Source organism: Calothrix sp. CCY 0018 (assembly GCF_963920925.1).
Lineage (GTDB): Bacteria > Cyanobacteriota > Cyanobacteriia > Cyanobacteriales > Nostocaceae > Rivularia.
Genome location: NZ_CAWUDI010000026.1, coordinates 93,678 through 112,097, shown reverse-complemented (window position 1 = coordinate 112,097; position 18,420 = coordinate 93,678). Strand labels below are relative to the sequence as shown.

Here is an 18,420-nt window from a genome sequence, read left to right as displayed (position 1 = left end):
TTTTCCGTTTTACATCTGAACTAAAACATCTTCAATATTTGCTCTACCGTTAAGATATTTGATACTTTCTAAGTTCAGTTATTAGTAAGTCAGAACTAGTACTCAGTAGAAAATTGTAAAAGTTTCAATTTTTAACACGAAACTGACGATTTTTTGTCAGTGTTTGCACATAAGTTATTGCGTAAAAATGTGGCATCTGAATTAATTTTTCAGTGATATTTCTCTGGAAAAGCTGCAAAACTCAAGTTAAGTTAAGTTGGTAATTTTGAATTATCAAACTCCGAGAAAATACGAAAACTTTAAGTCATAATATAAACTAAATATTAAATCGACTTAAATTTTCTTAGTTAATAAAAGATAAAGCTATATGTATAATCAAGTTCGTCAGACGCTTAAGCAACTTATCAACAATGTTCGTTACCCAAAACGGATTTTAATTGCTCGACAAAGCGACCATCAGTCAACATACAATGACTATTTTCTTTATTGGGTGAGCCAAAACTTTCCCGAAGCGGCGAATCTATTTGAAGTTCAGTATCTTCCAGGTTGCAAGATTACTAATTGGGACCGCTATGCGTTGTTCTTACCTTGGTTACAAGACCCTTTAAAAGAAAGATTCCCTCATATTTATCAGGAAGCGAAACTATTAGAATCTGAATGCTTATCGCGTAATATTCCGATTATTAATCCCATAGATACACATTCAAGCTCAATCAAATCAGTTGCGGCGAAAATGATTAGGGATGTGGGTATTCGCACGGCAGAAACAATAAAAATTACCGACGTAGAAGACTTCAAAAAAACATTAGGAGGATTATCAACACCTTTCCTAATTCGTGAAGACTGGGTGCATGGTAGTGAAAGCTTTTTAGTCCAAAATCGCGATGAATTAGATAGCGTTCCTTTCGATCAATTTATTGCTCCGATTGCAGTAGAATTTATTGATACTAAGGACGAAGAAGGTTTGTATCGTAAATACCGCTACTTTGCGATCGGCGATATGGGTATTCCAGGTCCGTTGATGCTTTCTCACGGTTGGGAAGTACGCAATAATCAGCGGGTACTAGCTGAAAAACAAAAGGCAGAAGAAATTGCTTATTTTAGTGGTGAAGATCCAAACCACGAAAAATTACAGCAAGCACGCAAAGCGCTGGGTTTCGATTACATGGCTTTTGATTACAGCTACGATGCAGAGGGAAACATGGTTGTTTGGGAACCTAATCCTTTTGCAGTCATCTGGAGTTCAAGACAACCATATCAGATGCCATCAATCGATCGCATATATACGGCGCTACTCAAGTTTTATTTAGAGCGTGCCAATATCTCAATCAAAGAACCGACTATTGCCAGCAAATAACCCGAAGGCAATAACCCCAACGTTTTGTGGTGCATCGACAATTACCTAACTATAATAAACAAGTTCCGGCTTTCTACTTAGTAGCAATCGGAATATTCTTAATCGTAAAATTTAACCAATGACTCCAGTTGTTTCAATCGTTGTTACCTGCTTTAATCAAGCAGGTTTTCTAGAACGCTCGGTAAAAAGCGTACTTACACAAACATTTACAGACTTAGAATGCATCATTGTCGATGATGGCTCTACCGATGACACCCAAAAGATAGCCGAGCAGTTAAAAAATTTAGATTCACGAGTTAGTTATTATTATAAAGAAAATGGTGGGGTATCCTCATCGCGGAATTTTGGCTTTAAAAAAGCACAAGGTGAATGGATTCAGTTTTTAGATGGAGATGACTGGATTCACGAAGATAAAATTAGATTTCAGTTAAGTTATTCTTCTCAAAAAGATAATGAGAATACTGCTTTTTATGCAGATTATGAGCGCGTATTTATAGATAAAGAGCAAAACATTACTGATAGACAGGAAAATATTATTGGTTCTTTAAGCTCAGAACAATTAACTAAACGTTTGCTTATTCCAGACTTTTTAGCTAATTCATCGTTTCCTTTACTTCAGCAATGTTTGCTGATGCATAGAAGTGTTTTGGAAAAGAAAATGTTTGATGAAAAGCTTAAAGCTCTCCAAGATAGAGATTTTACAGTAGACTTGCTCGTACTTGGTGTAAATTTTGTATATACCCCAATTGTGGGAGCATATTATACGAAACATCAGTCTAATAGAACTAATAACTGGTCTTACATGAAAGGTTATTATATTCTGTTCTATGAGACGGTGATTTTAAAGCATAAGAATTTGATTCCTTTATGTCAAGTTGGAATCGATTTTCTTCTCAAAGAAGCAATTAGGGACAAAGAGCATCAGAATTTTTCTCGACTCGTTAAAATGATTTTTCCTCCTTTTGAGTTATTGAATAAAAGAATTAAGATTCACCATGTAGCCGTCATCAAATTATTATATTTACTCAGATTAATCACTCCTAGCTTCTTAATTTATGAGAAAGCCAGAGGACCGCGATCTCAAAAAATTATCTCAAATTTTAATCAGTTATTTGGTAGTAAAGTAAAGACTGTTGGGGCAAGAGAATAGGGAACAGAGAATGTACGCTCGTGTTTTTCCTACATTCAAATAGTAATCTTATAGCATACGTAAAAAACAGTAAAATATAATGAAAAAAAAAGTTTCATTAGTAGTTAGCGATTTAGCCGGAGGCGGAAGCGTTCGGGCTTTTTTACTGGCACAAGTATTAAAAAAAATTGATTATGATGTTGAGGTTGTAGGGTTTTTATTCGGTAAGGAATTGTATGCTTTACCCCCCTCAAGAATATCAATTATTTCGGTTCCAGGTACAGATTATCCCCAGTTTTTTAGCTCAACTCGCCAACTTTTGCAAAAGCTAGATGGCGATATTATTTATGCCGTAAAACCCAAGCCTACGAGTTTTGGTGTGTCTTTATTGACGAAACTTGGTCGCCGTCGTCGTCCTTTAATTTTGGATATGGATGACTGGGAACTTAGTTGGTACGGTGGTGATGAATGGAAGTATCGTCCTAGTCCTAAGCAATTTTACCGAGATATTTTTAAGGAGAATGGAGCATTAAAATTTCCCGATCATCCGCTGTATCTTCAGTGGATAGAAAGGTTAGTGCCAAATGCAGATGCCGTAACTATAGATACTCAATTTCTGCAACAACGCTTTGGAGGTGTTTACGTACCAAATGGTAAAGATACCGAAATGTTTTCACCTCATAAGTATGACGCGGAGGCTAGTAGAAAACGTTACGGCTTAGAAGGATACCGAGTTTTGATGTTTCCTGGGGCACCACGACCCCATAAAGGTGTTGAAGACGTTTTAATGGCGTTGGACAAGTTGAATCAGCCGGATTTAAGGCTTGTGATTGTGGGCGGAAGTCCATACGATGATTATGACGATCGCCTAATTGAAAAGTGGGGACGTTGGATTATCAAGCTGCCAAAGTCCCCGGTTGAGTCAATGCCTGAAATTGTAGCAGCGGCTCACGTCGTGGTTGTTCCGCAACGAGATACTTTAACAGCTCACGCTCAGTTTCCGCTGAAGCTATCAGATGGAATGGCAATGGCTAAACCTGTATTATCGACTCGCGTAGGTGATATTCCCGATATTTTAGGCGATACTGGTTATTTAGTAGACCCAAATTCTCCCGACCAAATTGCCGAGCAAATTGAACTAATATTTAATAATTTAGAACAAGCTTCTCAAAAAGGTCAGCGGGCAAGAGAAAAGTGTGTAGAAAAATATAGTTTAGAAACTATGGCATCTACACTATCTCAGCTAATTTCGAGTCTATAATTATCAAGGTTGGCAACAAATCACACGTAATAAATAACTTCTTATTCTATTGCTCCATGTCTACAAATAAGCTACTTGTTAGATTTGCTAAACCTTATCCTGGCTGGATTATCCTCACAATAATTTTAGGATTTTCGGGAGCTTTATTTAATGGAGTTGGTACCACACTAATTGTCCCAGTAATTTTAAAGATTGTCGGACAAGAAGTAAATTTAACTGGTGCGCCTCCAATTATTAAAGCGATTTTGAATCCGTTTGATAATCTTTCAGAAGATTATCGACTGGCGCTAATGGCAGGGACAATTCTATTAACAATTATTTTAAAAAATTTAGCAAATTATGCCAGTGCATTAACATCTAGTAGTTTGACGCGCCGGATAACTACAGATATCCGTGAGGCAGGAATACAGCTATTACTAGAAATTGATATTGATTATTACTCCAAGATGAAAGTTGGTGACTTAATCAACCGGCTTGGTGGAGAAACTAGCCGTGCTGCTAATGCCGTGCGCCTGCTTATAAATCTAGTGACTTTGGCAATTACAATCTTAGTTTTTGCTGCAATTTTAATCTCAATTTCTTGGCAATTAACCATTGCGGCGACGGTATTATTATCTTTAGTAGTCATAGTAAATCAGTATGCGATTATTCGTTCCAAAAAGTTTGGTAAGCAGTTAAGCGAAATATCGAAAGGATATTCTATCGCCATGCTAGAAACTTTGAATGGAATACGTTTAGTTAAATCCACTGGTAATGAAAATAAAGAAATTAAAAGAATCACCAAGCTGATTAAAGAACGAGAAGAGGCGGATTTTAGATCTCAGCTAAACTCTGAAGCTATTGCACCGATTAGTGAAGTAATGGGTATTTCAGCTTTATTAGGAATTGTCTTTTTAAGCCGCGTTATTTTTAGTGCCCAACTTTCTACCGTTTCAGCAGTACTACTGACCTACTTGTTGATTTTATTAAGAGTACTGCCGTTAATGTCTCAATTAAATACATTACGCAGTAACCTTGCTAATATTAGTCCTAGCATCAGTATTGTTACAGAGTTTTTAGACACAACAGATAAACCGTTTATGGGCAACGGCGATCTCAGTTTTAGCAAGCTAGAAAAAGGAATACATTTCAATTCTATTTCTTTTAATTACCCAGGGCACGACAAACTAATACTTAAAGACGTAGATTTATATTTGCCTCGTGGTACTACCTTGGCTTTAGTAGGAGGCTCCGGTGCGGGTAAATCCACCTTAGCGGATCTTTTACCAAGATTTTACGACCCAAATTCCGGTAGTATTACTATTGATAATACCGATTTACGAGAATTTAGTATACAGTCGCTGCGAAAATCAATGGGAATCGTCTCTCAAGACACCTTTCTTTTTAACGATTCCGTAAGAAATAACATTGCCTACGGAGAATTTGAAATTAGCGATGAAGAAGTTATTTCCGCAGCCAAACGCGCCAATGCTTACGAATTTATCACCAAATTACCTCAAGGATTCGACACAGTAATTGGCGATCGCGGAGTCATGTTGTCTGGAGGGCAAAGGCAAAGATTAGCCATAGCCAGAGCCTTGGTACAAAACCCGGAAATACTGATTCTTGATGAAGCAACCAGCGCATTAGATACCGTTTCCGAAAGATTAGTACAAGAAGCCATCGATGATTTGAGTCGCGATCGCACTACTTTAGTAATCGCGCACCGTCTTTCCACCGTGCAAAAAGCCGATCAAATCGCGGTTTTAGATCGAGGCAGCGTCATGGAAGTCGGAACTCATAATGAACTGTTGCAGAAAGACGGTTATTATAAACGACTTTATTCAATGCAGTTTGGCTCCGAAGGGGAAACAGAAAATGGAGCAACGCAAAGTTTGGTGCGGGTATCTTATGAAATGCGAACCCGGTTAAATTCTACAATTGGTTTTCTGCTGTTATTGCTAGAAAATTCAGCCGAAAATGCAAAAGAAAAGCAAGAATTATTAGAAGAATCTTACAAATCAGCTTGGAAAATACTTAGCTTTGTCGATGTTTTTGAAGATGTTTCTAGCTTACAGAAAAACTGGCAGCTAGTTACCACTGTAGGGGTAAATCGTAGTGAAGTTACTCAAGAACAGACATTAAAAGAGATAACTAATGATTTCAGAAATAATACTGAATCAATACTTAATTCGTTGGGTTCGCTAATTAATGAAAAAGAAGATAGCAATCAATCACAAGATGAAATAATTTCTACGGCTTATCAATCAGCTTTAAATTTATTAAATCAGTTAAAGCAGTTTGAGGATAAGTTGAAAGATTGAAAGGGAGTGGGGAGTAGGGAGTAAGTAAGTCGGCAGAAACCTTCTACAGCTATATAACAAAATCTAAATAAGCGTCATTTCCTTATTCCTACAACAAAGCTGCCTACTCCCTAATCATGATGACAATTTTCAACGCCAACCTACTTAGATGTAGTTAAGAAGAGAATTTTGAATGTCGGAAATAATTAATTTTAAAGACTTAAAAATTTGGCAAAAAGGTATGGATATAGCTGAAAAATGCTATTTCTTAACCAAACTATTTCCCCGAGACGAATTATATAGCATGGTGCAACAAATAAGAAGGTCTGCGGTTTCTATTCCAGCTAATATCGCAGAAGGATATGGAAGAAGAAGCACAGGTGATTATATTAGATTTATTAATATCGCCCAAGGTTCAATCAATGAATTAGAAACACATCTTATTTTATCTCAACGGGTAGGATTAACTAATAAAAAAGAGATAGAATTAATTATTTCTTGGCTCCATGAAGAAAGTAGAATGATTAACGGCCTGATTAAAAAATTGAAATAACGGGCGTAGGTAGGTTGCCGACTTACTTACTCCTAACTACTGCCTACTGCCTACTCCCTACTCCCTACTCCCTATGAAAACCACTAAACCAAAACACTATATCTACTTTATAAAAGAAGAATTACCATTACCGGAAGCTCATTTAGTTCAATCTACAAATGCAGCTAATGCGGTTGCGAATTTAGGTTACTCCACAGTATTGATATATCCTGAAAAAGGAAGAGAGGCTTTAAACCCGGTTAATTTAATTCGTCCTTTCCAACCAAGACAAATACCTGAAAAACTTGTTAGATATTACAATCTTCAGGAAAAGCTAAAAGTTTCTCCTTTACCAATGCCTTTCCCGATAGATTATATTAAAACTAAATTTACTAATTCTAATACTATTGCTTCAAAATATTATTTTCGCTTCCATATTCTTCCTACTACTCAAATAGTTCACAGTCGCGACTGGAATTTTATCGAAGCTGCGGTAAAAAATGGCGTACCGGCAATTTACGAACACCACCACCACGAAGATAAACCGTTTGCACAAGAAATAGTCAAAAATCCACTATTTCAAATTGCCGTAACCGTAGGAGATACGGTAAGAGAAAGCATGATTGCTAATGGAATGCCGCCGGAAAAAGTTGTTAAGTTGCACAACGGTTATAATCGCCTATTTATGGAAAGACATCCAGAAGCAGCAGCGGAATGGCGTAAGAAACTACTAAAAAATGGCAGAGAAAAATTAGTAGTTTATGCTGGTGCATTAAAACATTTTAAAGGAATTAACGTCTTAATTGATGTAGCGAAGCAGCTACCTTACGTGCAATTTGTATGTGCGGGAGGCAAGGAAGAAGAGGTAATCCACTATCAGCAACTAGCCCAAGAAAAGCAAGTTGATAATATTACCTTTCTCGGCTTTATCTTACAACAAGAATTAGCATCATTATTGCAAGCAGCCGATATTTTAGCTCATCCCCACTGCTCCGGAAAAGCTGCAACCTTTACTTCCCCCTTGAAGCTATTTGATTATTTTGCTTCCGGAACACCCATCGTAGCCACAAGAATTCCTTCCCTAACCGAATTTGAAAACACCAAGGCGATAGACGCTTGGTGCAATCCCGATAGCGCAGCAGAATTTACCGCATCGGTAGCCAAAGTTTTAGAAACCCATCCCCGAAAAATCAATGGTTATTCCGATAGCATTGATTTCGTCAAACAATTTTCCTGGGAAAAGCGAGCCGAAAAAATTCTCAGCTACGTCGATGAATCTTTACTACCAGTTAGGAGTTAGGAGTTAGGAGTTAAGAGTAATTTCTCCTTGTCCCCTTGTCTTCCCCCTCTTCCCCCTCTCCTCCTCTGTTCCCTATTCCCCGTTCCCTAATTCAAATATATGAAAACAAACAAAATCAAAATTGGTATGATGAGCAGCTATGGCGCTTTAGATAACAGAAGCGATTGGCTGTGGCAACAAACTCCGGAACATTTTGGTGTTTGGGATAATATTCAACTGATTTCAACGCATCCAAAACCAGATTTTTTGTTGATGTACAATTACACGAGTTTTCCTACACCACCACACAAGCATTTATTGTTTTGGAAAAATAAACAGCCGCAAGCACAATATCAGCAGGCACAGCAAACTTTTAAAGAAAAACTGCGCGGAATGCCTAAAGAAAAGGTAATTTATCTGTTGCGCGAACCTCCTTTAGAAGAAGTTGTTGAAACTAATAAAAAGTCTTATAAACTAGCTCAAAATTACTGTAGTTACGTTTCAGGCCCCGACGATTTCGCACCCAATCCCGATTATATGCCCGCAATTTGGTATTTATCTAATTCCTACAGCGAGTTAAATGAAATGCCGCCACCAGTGAAAGATAGACCTTTAAGTTGGATCACATCTGGGATTAATCGCACCGAAAATCATCGCAAGCGTTTAGCATTTTTAAAAATGCTGCAAGATCAAGAATTAGAATTTGATTTATACGGACGTGGTTTACCAGATTGGTCAGCAGGAAACGGACAACTTAGTAATAAATGGTATGGCATGGCACCTTACTATTACAACTTATCAATTGAGAACTACGCCGATAATGATTGGTACGTCAGCGAAAAACTTTGGGATGCTCTACTCGCTTGGTGTTTACCTATATATTATGGTGGCCCTGCTGCCGATAAATTATTACCTCCCGGAAGCTTTTTAAGATTACCAAGCATGGATGAAAAAGGATTTGAGTATATCAAAGAAGTTACATCCACACCAGATGCTTGGTATGAAGCTAAAGAGGCGATCGCCGAAGCCAGACAAATTATTTTACATAAACTAAATTTAATCTCGTGGCTTTCAGATTATGTCAAGAATTTTTGATAATTATTCACATTATTTTCAGAGTTTATGGAGGTTTAAATGACTGAAGGACTCTACATTCTTGCAAACGATGTAGTATACGACCAATTAGTAGCTTTACTCAATTCAATTGAAGTAAATGCCGGTAAATATCCTGTTTCTATTATTCCTTATAATGACCAATTAGAAAAAGTCCGAGAGGAAGTAAAACATAGAAGCAACGTTGAAATATTTCCTGATACTGACGCAATTAAACTTTGGCAAGACTTTTCTACAGAAGTTTGGCAAGCACATCCTGATGCTTTTAAAGAATGGCAAGCAAAGGGAGTGTCCGGATTGTATCGTGGTGGAACGCATCATCGATTTGCCGGTTTTGAAGGTGCTTACGACAAATTCATATATATAGATGCCGATGTTCTGATAATTAATTCATTAGATTACATATTCGAGCAGCTAAATCGTAATGACTTTGTTGTTTATGATTTTCAGCATAAAGACTTAAGTCACGTATACGATGTAAATTCAGATAAACTAAGAGATATTTTTCCGCAATCTCGCCTTGATAATGAAATATTTTGTTCTGGTTTTTACGGTACAAAAAAACATTTATTTGACGTAGAAAAACGCAATTATCTATTATCGCAATTGCAAGCCGGAGAAGCAGAAATCTTATACAAAAATGCTCCCGACCAAACCATTCTTAACTACATGGTAATGCGGTCGGAAGTTTCTAGCTATAATTTTGCTCATAATTTACCACAAAGCGAAATCACCGGGTGTTGCGTTACATCACCCCATTTTGAAGAACGGGATAATTTGGTATATGACAAAGATAATTGCTTAACTTATTTGCACTATATCGGCTTATCTTCTAAATTCTTCGAGCAGGTTTGTAATGGAGAAAATATTGATTTTCCTTACCGCGAAACCTTCTTGCATTACCGCTACCTACACGAACCAGATAAGCGACCAAAATTCACCACCAAACCAAAAGCTTACAACGCACCACCAAGTTTAAGCACGCGAGTTTTAAAAAAATTAGGCATAAAAGCTGGAGCATAACCCATGACTAAAGGAATTTATATAATTGCGAATGATAAGGTGACAGATCACGCTATTGCTTTACTAAATAGCATTCGTCTCCACGATAACGAAACCCCCATTGTGATGATTCCCTATGATGATAATTATCACAAAATTGCTGCTACTCTCGATAAATATTATGGAGTAGAAGTTTACCAAGATTTAGAATTTATAGACCGTTTGTCTAACAAATTATACGAAACATTTGGTGGTAAATTCTTTGCTCGTCCGAATCAATTTCGTAAACAAGCTTGTTGGTTTGGTCCCTTCGATGAGTTTTTGTATATAGATACGGATATTGTCGTCTTTGAAAAAATCATTGACAATCTCAACTACTTACAAAATACCGACTTTATTTGCTGCGATTACCAACATTTGGGTGGAATAAGAAACGTATTTAGTTCCACAGTATTAGAAGAAAAAGTATTTACCGAAAGCGAAGTCAAAGACATATTCAACGGTGGCTTTTGGGGTTCCAAGAAAAACCTGATATCCGAACAGGATTTATACGAAACTTTCGCAGAATGTGCCCAACATCCAGAATACTTTGATTTCTCGGAAAAAACATCGGATCAACCAATTATTAATTATATGTTGCTCAAACGGATTCCCAACCGTTTCAACATAGTTAATAGAGAAGGAAAAGCACCGGGGAACTGGGGAGGAACATCTCACTTCTTACATGAAGGACATAAATTAGTAGACCCAACAGTCAACCAAACTTTACAGTATTTACATTGGGCAGGCATTCGTATCGAACCAGGTTGTCCTTACTGGGAAATTTGGGAACATTATCGCAACTTGAACCCACAATTACCACCACCAGTATTTCCAGAAAAGCCTAAACCAACTTCTTGGCAAAAAACTATGAATGAAGCTAAAACTTTTTTGCGTTCCTTGAAGTAGTAAGGTTCGTAGTTGCGCTTCAGCGCTTCCGATAAGAGGCGCTGAAGCACAACTACAAACCTCTCTTATCATTCTCTGCGTACTCCGCGTCTCTCCGGTTTTTATCTCCTTTCACCCTAAAAAAATATTCGCCGTTCATAAATTGCTTTCTAAAAAACAACTTACAAACGGCGAAAAATTAAGTTTAAATTTATTACTTTTAACTAAAAGAATCTAAATCCAAAGATTTAAATCCTCGGCTTTCAGCATAAGTCATCATACTTCCTAGTTGAAAAGCAGTTAAAATGCAAGTTAAAAGAGTAACTGGTATACCAACCGCACAAGCTAGCCAATTTGGAAAACCAAATATCGCTAAACCCGAACAAAGAAATAAACCAGTACCAATTGTAATACCGATAAATGGTACGACTAACTGTTTATTGGAGAAACGAGGAGCAGAAGTTTCAGCACCTTTTTTGCGCCATGTTTTTGAAATTACTTTTAAAGTTCCGCCTAATGCAGCACCGGAAGTTACGGCGATAAAAAATCCCAAAATTAAGATTAAGTATGGGGGATCGGAAGGATAATAATACATGAAAACTCCTAATTTATATGCTGCTTTCTCAGAGGTTATTTAATAAGTATTGCATTTAACTTGAAATTTCGTAAACCCAACCCCTAACCCCTTCCCTACAAGAGAAGGGGGATCGGAGAAAAATTAAAAGCCTCTTTCCTTTTAGGAGAGAGGTACTCTACGAGAAAACGCTCCGCGTTCATGGCGAGAGGTCATGAATAATTGTTTTTCACCGAATTTGAGGTGCCCAAAGGAGGTAATATTGCTGCAACTCTTTCTCTGGAAAACTGAGTCAAAACTCCAAAAGCCGCACCTAATAAGCGAGATGGGTTTAAATCGTCTTTGACCATATTCCATAAGCGCTGCACTTCTTCAGCGTGTAAGCGGTCATCTTCAGTTAGTGCGAGTACTAACTGCTGCTGAAGAAACTGACCTTCGTCACTCAGTAAATACTGCAAACCCATTTGTGCTGTCGGTAACAAATCAAAACTGTTATCGGTACGCGCGATCGCAATCATGTTTTCCAATCGTTCCCATTGGAATGTACCATCTTTAAACAGCACGTTAATCAATCTTCGTCGCAATTGCGCGGATTCACCCGTTAGCAATCGCCGCGCTACATAAGGATATGCGACTTCTAGAATTTTGAAGTTGGGGTTTAACGATAGGGCAATACCTTCTTGAGTCACCAAGGAACGAATAATTAAAGCAAATTTGGCAGGGACTCGGAAAGGATATTCGTACATGAGTTTGGAAAACTCATCGGTTATTGTCTTGAAGTTGAAGTCGCCGACGTTACGATTAATTGCATCTCCAAGTAATGCTTCTAAAGCCGGTACAATCGGACGAATATCTGTATCGGTCGTCAGAAAACCCAGCTTTACGTAATCGCCAGCTAAGTCGGTATAATCCTTGTTTATTAGATGAACAATCGCATCTACAAGGGTTTCCTTGGTAGTTTCATCAAGCTGATCCATCATACCGAAGTCGATGTAGCCCATCCTACCATCTGGCATGGCGAACAAGTTACCGGGATGGGGATCTGCGTGAAAGAAACCATGTTCCAACAACTGCTGTAAACCTGTAGTTACCCCAATTTCAATCACTGCTTGCGGATCTAAACCTGCTGCAATAATACTTTCGGTATCGGTGAGCTTAAATCCGTTGAGCCATTCTAAAGTTAAAACGCGAGTTGTAGTGTAGCGCCAGTAAATCGCCGGAACCTTGACCTGGGGGTCGTTGCGAAAGTTAGTAGCGAATCTTTCAGCGTTACGACCTTCATTTAGATAGTCAATTTCCTCAAATAATTTGGTACCAAACTCATCTACTATTAATGTCAAGTCGTGTCCCAAATTCAAAGGCAACCAAGGAGCTAACCAACCCGCAGCCCAACGCATTAAATATAAGTCAAGCGAAAGAATCGGACGTAAATTTGGTCGCTGTACTTTTACGGCAACTTCTTCACCCGTGTGCAAACGACCCCGATAAACTTGTCCCAAACTTGCAGCAGCAACCGGAGCGGGGGAAAGTTCGCTAAATATTTCTTTAATTGGATGACCTAACTCGCTTTGAATTTGTCTCAAAGCAAGAGCATTGTCAAACGGTGGCAATTGATCCTGTAATTTGATCAGTTCCTCAAGAAAATCTTTGCGAATTAAATCCGGTCTCGTTGATAAAGCTTGACCAACTTTAATAAATGCTGGCCCCAAACGCACCAGAAGTTTTCGTAAATGAACCGCTCGTCTCAACTTGTTGCGTTCGGCTACTCCCTGCCAATCATCCCACTTTAGACCCAGAATAAACCAGACGAAATTCCAGACAATTGTAATTGCACGTCCCCAAGCTAGCCAAGGACGTAGGCGATGGTATCGCGCTATTTGACGTGCGTCGTACTTACGACTGTTTTGTGTGAGGGTTTGTGAATTCACTTCCCTTTTGTACCTCTTTACCTATAAAAATTGCAATCAAACTCAATCTTCAAAAAAAAAAAGCGGTTATGGGCACCCATTAGTTAAACAAACAATATAATGATGTTTTCCCGTCCAACTTTGCACTTTTTAGCCAAAGTTTATTAAAAGTTACTTTTTATCTCTTATTATTTTATATTACTATATAAAAGTATAAATACTTAGCTGAGTAATCAAAATGTTGGAAACTCGCAAGCCTATATGTATGAAAGTACTTATTTACCCGCTGTTAGAGTTAGGCGATCGCCATAATTCTATTTATCTCAAGCTGTAATATAGAGGGACGATTAGGATAAGCAACCAGAGTAAATTACGAGTCATTTTTGTTACTTTGCAATCAATAATTATCAACTAAACTTCAGTAAATACCACAAAATGATTTCGGTTAATAATCTTCTGGTAATTAGCTGGCAATTAGATTGAGACAGGATTATTTTGCATTGAGATTGCAACGGTTTTAGCTAGAAGTCGAAGCGAACGGGATTACACAGTTACAGAGCCTGTTTGAGAGCTTTGCGCCTCTTGGTACAATCCAAAGGTATTGTAAATGAACAAGATTGATTTATAGGCTCAACCAAAACATCTTCCTCAGCGAATTATGCTTTTTCATAGCTAAGAGCGCAAAGTAAATAAATACATATAATCTATAATTTTTCTAAATTTTTTTTTATAAAAAATCAAGGAATGATAGGCAAGTGAAGCTAAAGATTGCTATATAAAGTTTTAAATGTGGCACTTAATTATAATGGCCGTTAGTTAAGTAAATGCTTTATTATTTCTTGACTATTTTTCCTGAAAATGTAAATTGATGCGATTGTTTGAATAGAATGAAAAACCTTTCATTTTTTACAAGTACGGCATGGCTGCGTATTTTGGTTGTTTTCTTAATTGGCGTAATTATGGCTGTTGGATGGGGCTGTCAGAGTAGTTTTGGTAAAACCCCCACTAGAGACAAGTTTTTGCAGCCCTTTTTATCTACATCAATTTGGAATATGCCGATAGGTTCCGATGCAGTTTACGTCAAGGCAAATATTGGTAAATCCAAATATGCAACCGCAGACGAAGAATATTTTTTCTGGTTAAAAGATAAGTATCCACACCGTTCGGTTTATGCTCCCGGTGCTTGGGGAGAAGGGCGCTGTACGGGTAAAAAATATATGGATATTGACATACCTATTCCCGATAATTTGATTATTCCAGACGCGACAAAAAAACCATTCCGTACACCAAATAATGCTTCTGCCTTCTTGATGCCGGATGGTAGAACATTAGTACAGCTTTCACCTTTAGCTCGTTGTGACGAACAAAGTCCGGTATACGGTTGGCGACATGAAAACGTAGATATCTATGGAGAAGGAATAGGAGGGGCACACTTTGGTTCGGGGTTGTCTTCAATTGGCGGTTCAATTCGTAAAGGCGAACTTACCAACGATAAACCGATTCGTCATGCTTTGAAAGTTGTGATTTGGGCAGATAAATATCTATTTTACGATAAGAAAATACCCGGATATCGCTGGCCAGCAGATCGTGCTGATGATTATGCAGCAGAAAATTACGGTGGTAGCAATCATGCTTTAGTACAGGGTTCATTGCTAGCAATTGGGCCAGGAATTACAAAGGAAAGTTTGAATTTACAAACTCCAGCAGCTAAAAAGCTATTTGATGCCTTGCAAGATTATGGTGCTTACGTCGTAGATGACTCAGCCGGAGATGCTCACTATTTTGCAGTAGAGAAAGGAGTTACCGATGAATTTCGTCATAAATATGGGTATAAATTCCAGAGTGAAAGCGGAAAATTTTACGACGATTTTATGAAGCTGTTTGAGGCATTATATATTGTCGATAATAATAGTCCTAATAGTATTGGTGGTGGTGGAACTCCTCGTGCAGCACTTGCGCCACCGATTGGTAATTGATAGTTCGTAGTAGCGCTTAAGCGCCTCCGGATTCCGAAATATGATGTCCTGTTAGCTTGTAGGTTGGGTTGAGGAACGTAGCGCTTCGCTTACACTAAGCCCTTCGGGCATACTTCGTGAACGTGAACACCGCAGGTGTGCCTGAGCCGCAGCAAAGCTGAACGGCACAACCCAACATAGTCTGCACCGAAATGAAAATGTTGGGTTACGACGCATATCAAATCCTTCATCAACCATAATTATTCCTGCGTCTAACCCAACCTACATTTTTTTCAGTACATTTGCTATAATATGTATTATTTATGGAAGAGAATCTAAGTAATTTTCCTTTTTTTATTCCCAACATCAAGAGATTGCAAATTGTCAGTTTTATTTTGAGTAGATGGGTAACTAATTTCAGCAATTAGATACTCTCTACTCATTTTTTTTGTTTTATTAAATAGCGTTTGTAGATTGGGTTAAGAAACCTCAACAATCGATTTAATATCCTGCTGTATCCGTTCGAGTTCGCCACGCTTTTGAGAAATCCATGCTTTATCGGCAAGACGTTGTTCTATAGTTTCTGAGGAAACGTGTTCTTGCTGCTCTAAAAGGTTTTCGTAAAGGGAAATAGCTTGAGCAATTATTTTATTAACTGATTCAACTTTAGTATCAAAGACTTTATTAACAATTTGATTGATTTTGCTATCAAGTTTGTCTATAGAATCATCAAATTTTTTGAGTCCTTCCTCTAATATTTTCATCTTAATTTTGTCGTGCAATCCATCCATATCGAGCATTCCTAAGCCGAAGGAGCCTGCAATTGTTGCGGCAACGCTGGCTACAATAACTGCGATAAAACCAACACCTGTAAATACTAATAAACCAGCAGCTAAAGCTCCACCGATTCCGATTCCACCGCCAATTCCCATAAATCCCTTAAAATCATCGTTGATGCCATCAATAGATAATTGCATCTGGGAGCTAAAATCTGAATGAACCTGTATATCTAAATTTTTAAAATCTGCTTGAATTTCATCTAATTCATGCTTAATATTGGCATCGAAAAATTTAATATATTTTTGCAGAATCACATCTTTAAGAACTTTAGTTCCCCATTCATCTATTTCTAATGATAAATCTCGAATAAATTGATTTGTGTAGTCTTTAATCAATTGATTTTGGCTCCAAACAGGGCTGTGTTCCGAGTGCCAAGACTTGCTTTTTGTAGATATGCGATCGCGCAATGTTTCATACCATTCCTTGCGACATTTAATTGCTTTTGCGGATGCCTCTTTTTTGAGGGTTTTGGCAAGGGTATAAATTTTGATATCGCGTCCGCTAATTTCTCCAATTTGTTCTATTATTTCTTTTTTATCGGTTTCCGAAATTTTTATTTTACCTTCGATAGTATTCTGCGCTTGGTTTAAAACTTTATCGCATTTTTGATGAAATGTATTGAGAATTAGATTTAAACGTTTCAGCTTCAATTCACCGCGTTCAAATCTTAAAAAGTTTTCGATAGATGAAACAAAATGGTTAAAATCTGACAAATATGCATCTTTCGAGCCATTGATAATTGCATCGAGTGCGGCTTGAACAGAAATAAAGTGAATGCGATTTTCCCCGGCAATTAGTGGATTATCAGCTTGAACAAACTTTGTAATCCGTTGTTGAATTTGTTCTTTACCTTTTGCTGTACGAATTAAATCTATAAAATTGCAAGCGATAAATAAATTATCTGCTGGTTTGTCATCTTTACCACCGTTGAGATAAACTCTTATTTCGTGTAGTAAATCACGTTCTCCTTGTGTTAAAGGACGTGAAGCGTTAGTCAGAAAAATTGCTGCATCGGTATCTTTAAGTAATTTTTGAGTAATCGCGGTTCGTTGAGGATGTTCGTTTAATCCTGGAGAATCTACAATTTCGACACCGCTTTTACATAACTCTAAGTCTGGATGTTCAAAAATAATTTCTTCAATTTCCGATTGAGCTAATTCGTCGCTTAAGCAATCAATGGCTGCATCTTCAGAAAGACTTGCTTTTTGTTGGTAAGCATCAAATGAAATTTCTTCTTCTCTACCATCTTTATAAACGCAAATCACTCGCTTTTGCTTGCCATATTTTAAAACCGTTACCGTGCTACTACAGGGAATCTCTCGTGCTGGCTGGATTTCTTCACCTAACAAAGCGTTAAGTAAAGTTGACTTACCTTGACTAAATTCACCTACTACTGCAACTCGAAACCGCTCCGATTGATTTTTTCTCCATATTGCTTTTGCTTCATTTATAAAGGTTTCAGAGATAAAATTACGCTTTTGACAGTCTTGAAGTATTTGAAAGAATTGATTGCAAATATTATCTAATTGCAAACGATGTTCTTGAAACTTTTTTAATTCATCGTAAGATATAGCAATAGGTTTCTGAGTTGATTTCTTTTCAGGTAAAGCCGGTAGTATATCCAGCATATCCCGCGCTGCTTTGACAAATACAGTATCTAATTCTTGAAAGCGCACGGGTTCGAGTAGAAACCGTACTTCTTCTAAAATTGTTGAATCTAGATTTTCTTGATGAGTAAATGCAGCTTCAAAAACTGCTAAATGCTGAGAATTAATATTTAAACGCTTGCTCAGCATCTCTAAATAACTTTTCTCACGGGAATCCATTTCCCCATCAGCAGCAGACATTTCATAGCCGAAACCAATCAATAACAGCCGTTGAGATTCCGTTAGTGAAGCTGTTAACGTTAATAAATCGTTGCTTTTTCTATATAGCTGATTTTCTTTAACACCTTTAATCATCAAATGCGTTAATTTACGCACTTCACTATCTGGAGTACTAAAACGATATAGCGTTGCAAGTAAAATCTTTTTCTCTTCCTCTGCGACTTTGCCATCGATAAATATTACACCCAAAAGTACTGTGACTAAGCTCGCGAGAAATATCATTGGTGGCGTTACATCTCTGTGACTGAGATTTTTTTCTGTAATGCGCGAGAGTAAGTCAACTGCTTCTTTGCCGACAACTGATGTATTCATAGAACTAACTTTGATTAAGCTTTTCCGTACTTAGTATTCCCAGTTTTAAGCAAAATTTATCTAT

At 37.6% G+C, this 18,420-nt stretch carries 13 protein-coding genes; 10 read left to right on the top strand and 3 right to left on the bottom strand.

Annotated elements, in window-relative coordinates:
* Positions 1-367 precede the first annotated feature (367 nt).
* The 9 genes from ACM03V_RS19470 (at position 368) to ACM03V_RS19430 (ending at position 10,903) form a co-directional block, all read left to right on the top strand.
* Positions 368-1,357 carry a hypothetical protein gene (locus ACM03V_RS19470; protein ID WP_414622450.1) on the top strand — a complete coding sequence of 330 codons (990 nt, stop codon included), beginning with the start codon at positions 368-370 and terminating at the stop codon, positions 1,355-1,357.
* A 118-nt stretch (positions 1,358-1,475) separates the two neighbouring features.
* A complete protein-coding gene (locus tag ACM03V_RS19465; RefSeq protein WP_414622449.1) occupies positions 1,476-2,507 on the top strand; it encodes a glycosyltransferase family 2 protein in 1,032 nt (343 codons plus the stop codon).
* 79 nt (positions 2,508-2,586) lie between these two features.
* Positions 2,587-3,747 carry a glycosyltransferase family 4 protein gene (locus tag ACM03V_RS19460; protein WP_414622448.1) on the top strand — a complete coding sequence of 387 codons (1,161 nt, stop codon included), beginning with the start codon at positions 2,587-2,589 and terminating at the stop codon, positions 3,745-3,747.
* Positions 3,748-3,803: 56 nt separating this feature from the next.
* Positions 3,804-6,050 carry an ABC transporter ATP-binding protein gene (locus ACM03V_RS19455; RefSeq protein WP_414622447.1) on the top strand — a complete coding sequence of 749 codons (2,247 nt, stop codon included), beginning with the start codon at positions 3,804-3,806 and terminating at the stop codon, positions 6,048-6,050.
* A 172-nt stretch (positions 6,051-6,222) separates the two neighbouring features.
* Positions 6,223-6,582 carry a four helix bundle protein gene (locus ACM03V_RS19450; RefSeq protein ID WP_414622446.1) on the top strand — a complete coding sequence of 120 codons (360 nt, stop codon included), beginning with the start codon at positions 6,223-6,225 and terminating at the stop codon, positions 6,580-6,582.
* A gap of 73 nt (positions 6,583-6,655) precedes the next feature.
* Positions 6,656-7,861, top strand: a complete 1,206-nt coding sequence (locus tag ACM03V_RS19445) for a glycosyltransferase family 4 protein (RefSeq protein WP_414622445.1) — start codon at positions 6,656-6,658, stop codon at positions 7,859-7,861.
* 99 nt (positions 7,862-7,960) lie between these two features.
* Positions 7,961-8,935, top strand: a complete 975-nt coding sequence (locus ACM03V_RS19440; RefSeq protein WP_414622444.1) for a glycosyltransferase family 10 domain-containing protein — start codon at positions 7,961-7,963, stop codon at positions 8,933-8,935.
* 39 nt (positions 8,936-8,974) lie between these two features.
* A complete protein-coding gene (locus ACM03V_RS19435) occupies positions 8,975-9,976 on the top strand; it encodes an Npun_R2821/Npun_R2822 family protein (RefSeq protein WP_414622443.1) in 1,002 nt (333 codons plus the stop codon).
* A 3-nt stretch (positions 9,977-9,979) separates the two neighbouring features.
* Positions 9,980-10,903 (top strand): Npun_R2821/Npun_R2822 family protein, encoded by a 924-nt coding sequence (locus tag ACM03V_RS19430; protein WP_414622442.1) that lies wholly within the window; start codon positions 9,980-9,982, stop codon positions 10,901-10,903.
* A 199-nt stretch (positions 10,904-11,102) separates the two neighbouring features.
* On the opposite strand, the gene ACM03V_RS19425 is transcribed toward ACM03V_RS19430, so the two are convergent.
* The gene (locus ACM03V_RS19425; RefSeq protein ID WP_414622441.1) at positions 11,103-11,477 is read right to left on the bottom strand and encodes a hypothetical protein; all 375 of its coding nucleotides are present in this window, start codon (positions 11,475-11,477) and stop codon (positions 11,103-11,105) included.
* 191 nt (positions 11,478-11,668) lie between these two features.
* Positions 11,669-13,384, bottom strand: coding sequence for an ABC1 kinase family protein (locus ACM03V_RS19420; protein ID WP_414622440.1), 1,716 nt, complete (start codon positions 13,382-13,384; stop codon positions 11,669-11,671).
* An 866-nt stretch (positions 13,385-14,250) separates the two neighbouring features.
* Between ACM03V_RS19420 and ACM03V_RS19415 the strand changes: the two genes are divergently transcribed.
* On the top strand, positions 14,251-15,339 hold the full coding sequence (locus tag ACM03V_RS19415) for a hypothetical protein (protein ID WP_414622439.1): 1,089 nt from the start codon (positions 14,251-14,253) through the stop codon (positions 15,337-15,339).
* 458 nt (positions 15,340-15,797) lie between these two features.
* Here ACM03V_RS19415 and ACM03V_RS19410 read toward each other — a convergent pair whose 3' ends face one another.
* The gene (locus ACM03V_RS19410) at positions 15,798-18,356 is read right to left on the bottom strand and encodes a dynamin family protein (protein WP_414622438.1); all 2,559 of its coding nucleotides are present in this window, start codon (positions 18,354-18,356) and stop codon (positions 15,798-15,800) included.
* Between the last annotated feature and the right edge of the window lie 64 nt (positions 18,357-18,420).